Genomic DNA, 5,279 nt, shown 5'->3' with positions numbered 1-5,279 from the left:
CCCCCTGCCCGGCCGATTTGGGGCGGAGGGGTGGCACATGGAAGAATGGGCAGCTGCCTCCCATCCGGCGCGCGACCCTGCCACAGGGGGACCGACGCCCGCCGCGAGTGGCGGCTCTCCGACCAGATCACGATATGCCGCTGATGACCTGTGGCATCAGCGAGGAAAGCAGACGGACATGTCTCATCTTCTCGACAGTGTCGACGCCGCGTCCCTGCGCGACGACGTCCCGCCCTTCCGCCCGGGCGACACGGTCAACGTGCACGTGCGCGTCATCGAGGGCAACCGCTCCCGTGTCCAGCAGTTCAAGGGCGTCTGCATCCGCCGCCAGGGCTCCGGGGTGCGGGAGACCTTCACCGTCCGCAAGGTCAGCTTCAGCGTGGGTGTCGAGCGCACCTTCCCGGTGCACACCCCGATCGTCGAGAAGATCGAGGTCGTGACCCGCGGTGACGTCCGCCGCGCCAAGCTGTACTACCTGCGTGAGCTGCGCGGCAAGGCCGCGAAGATCAAGGAGAAGCGCGAGAGCTGATCTCGCGTCCTGGGTGTTCCGGGCGCCGGTTAGGCTTCCGCCCGATGGACACCGAGGAACAGCACGACGAACCGGAGCGCGACCGCTCCTCCGCTTCCGAGGAGGAAGCCGAGGGCCGGTCGCGCTTCGCGCGTCTGGCCCTGTACGCGGGGGTCGTGCTGGGGGCACTCTTGCTGACGAACGCCTTCGTCATGCAGCCTTTCCTGATCCCGAGTTCCTCGATGGACCCCACCCTGCGCGTCGGGGACCGGGTGCTGGTGAACAAACTGGCCTACCGCTTCGGTGACGGTCCACAGCGCGGGGACGTCATCGTCTTCGACGGCACCGATTCGTTCTCCGCGGACGCGGACCCCGACGCCAATTCCGTCACGACCGCACTGCGCAAGGCGGGCGCGGCGACCGGGCTGGTGCCGCCTGCCGAGACCGACTACGTCAAGCGCGTCATCGGGGTCGGCGGAGACCTGGTGCGCTGCTGCGACAGGCGGGGGAGGATCGAGGTGAACGGTCGGCCCGTGAACGAGGACTATCTCCACCCGGGAGACGCGCCTTCCGCTGTGCCCTTCGAAACGCGGGTGCCTGAGGGGCGCCTGTGGGTGATGGGGGACCACCGCGCCAAGTCCAGCGACTCCCGCGACCACCTCGGTGACCCCGGCGGCGGCACCGTCCCCGTCGACCGCGTGATCGGACGGGCGGACTGGATCGGCTGGCCACTGGGCCGCATCGGCTCGCTCCCCGCGGGCGCGGACGGTGACGATGACTGACCCCGAGGGCAGGTACGGACACCAGCACCCCCACGGGGCAGGACGGCAACCGCAGGACCCCTGGCCGGCGCCTCAGGGGCCGTGGCAGGCCCCTGGGTATCCGTCCGACCCCTCGTACGGCCCCGCGGAACCGTACGCCTACGGCGATGCGGCCACGCCGTACCCGCGCCCAGGTGCCGCGCCGTACGACCCCTCGGGTGCCGCGGTGCCGTACGATTCCCCCTCCGGTGCCGCCGCGCCGTACGACTACTCTGCTCCCGCCGAGCCGTACGACCACTCCGGTCGCGCTGAGCCGTACGACTACTCCGCTCCCGCCGAGCCGTACGAGGACTCCGGCGCCGTCGGCGGGCTCGGCGGGGGCGAGGAGCAGGGCTCGGACGAGGCGTCGGCACCGCTGCGGCGTCCCGGACAGGGGCGTGCCGACCGCAGGCGGGCCGCGAAGCGCATGAAGCGCCGCCGGAGGCTCTCGGCCACGAAGGAGATTCCGATCCTCGTCGGGGTCGCCCTGGTGATCGCTCTCGTACTCAAGACCTTCCTCGTGCAGGCTTTCGTCATCCCTTCGGGGTCCATGGAGCAGACCATCCGGATCGGTGACCGCGTCCTGGTCGACAAGCTCACGCCCTGGTTCGGAGCGGAGCCGCACCGCGGTGACGTCGTCGTCTTCGAGGACCCGGGTGGCTGGCTGGAGGACGAGAAGAAGGAGAAACAGGACGCTCCCTGGGGAATCAGGCAGGGCAAGGAGCTTCTGACCTTCATCGGCCTGCTGCCCTCGGACGACGAGCAGGATCTGATCAAGCGCGTCGTCGGTGTCGGCGGCGACACCGTACGCTGCTGTGACAAGCAGGGCCACGTGACGGTGAACGGCACGCCCCTGGACGAGCCCTACGTCCACCCGGGCAACAAGCCCTCGCGGATAGAGTTCGAGGTGACAGTTCCCGTCGGACGCGTGTTCGTGATGGGTGACCACCGGGCCAACTCGGCCGATTCCCGTTACCACATGCGCGACCCCGACAAGGGAACGATCGGAGTGGACCGGATCGTTGGAAGAGCGGTCGTCATCGCCTGGCCCTTCGACCACTGGAGACGGCTCGAGGAGCCCAAGACCTACGCTTCGGTGCCCGACGCGGGCGGTACTTCGGCGGCGCCGCCCGGGGGCCGTGAGAATCGAGTGGCGCAACTCCCGTTCTCTGCGGAACTTCCGCTCGTTATGGGAGTGGTGGGCTTGTCCCGATTGCGGAACAGGCGAATGCGCAGTGTGAGGAGTGGATGTGGGGGACTTGGCGGTCGGCGCACGGTCCGGTTCCGGGTACCCGGAGGACGAACGTCCTGGTACGGACGGCAGGACGGGCGACGCAGGACCACCGGCCGTGGGAAGAGAGAGTGACGGCGTGACCGCCGAGACCGACGGGACAGCAGCGGGCTCCGGAGCGGGCGGAGACCGGCCGCACGGCTTCCCGCCCCCCGGCCACCAGATGCCGGAAGCGGACCGAGCAGCTCAGGGCAAGCGAGACGAGTACACGGACCAGGCCGACCACATGGACGACAACGGCGGGCCGCACCAGAACGCCGAGTGGGGCGGAGCGGACGGCGAGGGAGAAGACGGCCGCGGGGACCGCAAGAGCCGCAAGGACGCCGCCAAGCAGCAGCGCTCCTTCTGGAAAGAGCTCCCGATGCTCATCGGGATCGCGCTGGTCCTCGCCCTGATCATCAAGACCTTTCTGGTCCAGGCCTTCTCCATCCCGTCGGCTTCCATGCAGGACACCCTCCGGATCGGTGACCGGGTCCTGGTCGACAAGCTCACTCCGTGGTTCGGGGCGACACCGGAGCGCGGCGAAGTGGTCGTCTTCCACGACCCGGGCGGCTGGCTGCCCGAGGCCCAGGTGGAGGAGAACTTCGTCCAGACCGCGCTCAGCTTCATCGGGTTGATGCCCTCCGCCAACGAGAAAGACCTGATCAAGCGGGTCATCGCGGTAGGCGGCGACACGGTGGAGTGCAAAAAGGGCGGCAAGGTCCACGTCAACGGTCAGGCCCTGAACGAGTCCTCGTACATCTACCCCGGCAACAGCCCGTGCGACGACAAGCCGTTCGGCCCCCTCAAGGTGCCCGACGGCAAGCTGTGGGTGATGGGCGACCACCGTCAGGACTCCCTCGACTCCCGCTACCACCAAAACCAGCCGGGTGGTGGCTTCGTCCCCGAGGGGCAGGTCGTCGGGCGGGCCATCGTGAAGGCGTGGCCGATCGACCGGTGGGGCACGCTGCCCGTCCCCGACACCTTCGGCCAGCAGGGCATCCAGGCACGCGCGCTGAACGCCGCTCCCGGTGCTGTCGGGCTCGCCGGAGCGGTCCCGCTGGTGCTCTGGCGCCGCAGGCGGCGGCTGGTCCTGACGGCCAAGCCGGTCGCCGCCGCGAGGTACGCCGGGGCTGCGGGGCCCACCGGGCCCACGCCGGCCACCGGAGCGACGGAGGGCGAGGGCTGACGGATTCCCGTACTCCTGGGTAGGGTGCCGCGCAGATCTTCGAGGCTGCCGCGGAGAACCCGGGAGAACGCACGTGAGCAACGCAGAACGTACCGATGAGGGCCGCGGCCGACTGGGCAACCGACTGTCCGGGGCGGCCGTGGCCCTCGGCTGTGTGCTCTTCCTCGGAGGCTTCGTCTGGGGCGCGCTGCTCTACCAGCCCTACACGGTGCCGACCGACTCCATGGACCCCACGGTGAAGGCCGGATCCCGGGTGCTGGCTGAGCGGGTGGACGGGGAGGAGGTGCACCGCGGTGACGTGGTCGTCTTCCAGGACTCCGTCTGGGGCGCCGTTCCCATGGTCAAGCGGGTCGTGGGCGTCGGAGGTGACAAGGTGGCCTGCTGCGACCGGCGGGGGCGGCTCACCGTCAACGGCGAGGGCGTCGACGAGTCTTACCTGCGCAGCCAGGGCCGCGACTCGCAGCGGCCCTTCGAGTCGACGACGGTGCCCGAGGGGAAGCTGTTCCTGCTCGGCGACAACCGGTCGGCCTCCCTCGACTCACGCGTACACCTGGAGGACGGCGACCACGGCGCGGTGCCCCGCTCCGCCGTCAAGGGACGCGTGGACGCCATAGCCTGGCCCGTCAGCGGGCTCGGCATGCTTCCCGAGGCGAGCGGATTCGCCGACATGCCCGGCGGCACCTCCCGCAGCGGCCCCCTGCCGACGGCGCTGATCGCCGTCGTGGTGGGCGCGGTCCTGGTGCTGGGCGGAGCCGCCTGGGGGCCGATCGCGCGCCGCCGCGCGATGTCGGCCCGCCGCCGCTCGGGGTGACGCACAATAGGGGGACGCACGGCTGAAGGGGAACATGCCATGAGCGCCGAGGACCTCGAGAAGTACGAGACCGAGATGGAGCTGAAGCTCTACAGGGAGTACAGGGACGTCGTCGGTCTGTTCAAATACGTGATCGAGACCGACCGGCGTTTCTACCTCACCAACGACTACGAGATGCAGGTCCACTCGGTGCAGGGTGAGGTCTTCTTCGAGGTGTCGATGGCGGACGCCTGGGTGTGGGACATGTACCGGCCGGCCCGGTTCGTCAAGCAGGTACGGGTGCTCACGTTCAAGGACGTCAACATCGAGGAGCTGAACAAGAGCGAGCTCGACCTGCCGGAGGATTCCGACTTCAAGGGCTGAGCCTGACGCATCGCCCTCGACGCGATTCGTGTGGCCCCTGTGGTCCCTGTGGCCTCTGCGTTCTCTGTGATCCTTGTGGGTGACGGAGTTGTCCACAATCGCCTGGTGCTCCACAGAACCAGAGCAAGATCCACACGCAGCCTCCGGTACCGCCACAGTCGGTGCCGGAGGTGGTGCACATGAACACCAGCGAATCGCGGCGCGTCCGGGCCGGAAGCCCGACCGCGCGGAACACCGACAGCCCCGGCTCCGCCGAACGGAGCTGCGGGGGCACGGGCGGGCGGGGGTCCTGCCGTCCCGGCGCCGCCGGACGGAACACCGGGCCGACGGGTGCGGGG

General features: G+C 69.5%; 6 protein-coding genes. All 6 read left to right on the top strand.

Annotation, left to right across the window (positions count from 1 at the left end; translation table 11 throughout):
- Positions 1 to 178 precede the first annotated feature (178 nt).
- The 6 genes from rplS (at position 179) to AB8Z75_RS29760 (ending at position 4,941) form a co-directional block, all read left to right on the top strand.
- Complete coding sequence (gene rplS / locus AB8Z75_RS29785; protein ID WP_369207390.1) at positions 179 to 529, top strand: 50S ribosomal protein L19; 351 nt, start codon at positions 179 to 181, stop codon at positions 527 to 529.
- A gap of 44 nt (positions 530 to 573) precedes the next feature.
- Complete coding sequence (gene lepB / locus AB8Z75_RS29780) at positions 574 to 1,290, top strand: signal peptidase I (RefSeq protein WP_369207388.1); 717 nt, start codon at positions 574 to 576, stop codon at positions 1,288 to 1,290.
- 445 nt (positions 1,291 to 1,735) lie between these two features.
- Complete coding sequence (gene lepB, locus AB8Z75_RS29775; RefSeq protein ID WP_369207392.1) at positions 1,736 to 2,674, top strand: signal peptidase I; 939 nt, start codon at positions 1,736 to 1,738, stop codon at positions 2,672 to 2,674.
- Between the two features lie 4 nt (positions 2,675 to 2,678).
- A complete protein-coding gene (lepB, locus tag AB8Z75_RS29770; RefSeq protein ID WP_369207386.1) occupies positions 2,679 to 3,767 on the top strand; it encodes a signal peptidase I in 1,089 nt (362 codons plus the stop codon).
- Positions 3,768 to 3,840: 73 nt separating this feature from the next.
- Positions 3,841 to 4,578 carry a signal peptidase I gene (lepB, locus tag AB8Z75_RS29765; RefSeq protein WP_369207384.1) on the top strand — a complete coding sequence of 246 codons (738 nt, stop codon included), beginning with the start codon at positions 3,841 to 3,843 and terminating at the stop codon, positions 4,576 to 4,578.
- A 39-nt stretch (positions 4,579 to 4,617) separates the two neighbouring features.
- On the top strand, positions 4,618 to 4,941 hold the full coding sequence (locus AB8Z75_RS29760; RefSeq protein WP_114015897.1) for a DUF2469 domain-containing protein: 324 nt from the start codon (positions 4,618 to 4,620) through the stop codon (positions 4,939 to 4,941).
- Positions 4,942 to 5,279: the final 338 nt, after the last annotated feature.

The sequence above is a fragment of the Streptomyces sp. PU-14G genome (assembly GCF_041028275.1).
GTDB lineage: Bacteria > Actinomycetota > Actinomycetes > Streptomycetales > Streptomycetaceae > Streptomyces.
This window is presented reverse-complemented; position numbering and strand designations above follow the sequence as displayed.

Coding starts and splice junctions, on each gene's coding strand:
- rplS (WP_369207390.1), top strand. CDS start 179: ATGTCTCATCTTCTCGACAGTGTCGACGCCGCGTCCCTGCGCGACGAC.
- lepB (WP_369207388.1), top strand. CDS start 574: ATGGACACCGAGGAACAGCACGACGAACCGGAGCGCGACCGCTCCTCC.
- lepB (WP_369207392.1), top strand. CDS start 1,736: ATGAAGCGCCGCCGGAGGCTCTCGGCCACGAAGGAGATTCCGATCCTC.
- AB8Z75_RS29760 (WP_114015897.1), top strand. CDS start 4,618: ATGAGCGCCGAGGACCTCGAGAAGTACGAGACCGAGATGGAGCTGAAG.